Here is a 352-nt window from a genome sequence, read left to right on the forward strand (position 1 = left end):
TGTGGAACACCATGCCGTGCCATGTGCATGACCGGCGCATGGAGGCCTATCTCTATTTCGACCTGGCGGAGACGGCACGCGTCTTCCACTTCATGGGCGAGCCGGACGAGACGCGCCATATCGTCATGGGCAACGAGGAAGCGGTGCTGTCGCCGGGCTGGTCGATCCATTCGGGCGCCGGCACTTCCAATTATGCTTTCATCTGGGCGATGGCCGGCGACAACGTCGACTATACCGATGTCGACCCGGTGGCGTTGAGCGATCTGCGGTGAGCGACCCCTTCAGCCTTGCCGGAAAACGTATCCTGGTCACCGGCGCCAACACCGGCATCGGCCAGGGCATCGCCGTATCG

Annotated in this window: 1 protein-coding gene and 1 pseudogene; both read left to right on the forward strand. The window is 62.8% G+C overall.

The features are described 5' to 3' along the window. Positions 1-272: 5-deoxy-glucuronate isomerase (locus EN885_RS33290; RefSeq protein WP_206616888.1), on the forward strand; the 272-nt coding region annotated here is incomplete at its 5' end. Beyond that, positions 269-352, forward strand: a pseudogene (locus EN885_RS34615) (2-deoxy-D-gluconate 3-dehydrogenase); the annotation flags it as partial. The gene EN885_RS33290 and the pseudogene EN885_RS34615, both read left to right, overlap by 4 nt.

Source organism: Mesorhizobium sp. M6A.T.Cr.TU.014.01.1.1 (assembly GCF_004022765.1).
In the GTDB taxonomy this organism is placed as follows: domain Bacteria; phylum Pseudomonadota; class Alphaproteobacteria; order Rhizobiales; family Rhizobiaceae; genus Mesorhizobium; species Mesorhizobium mediterraneum.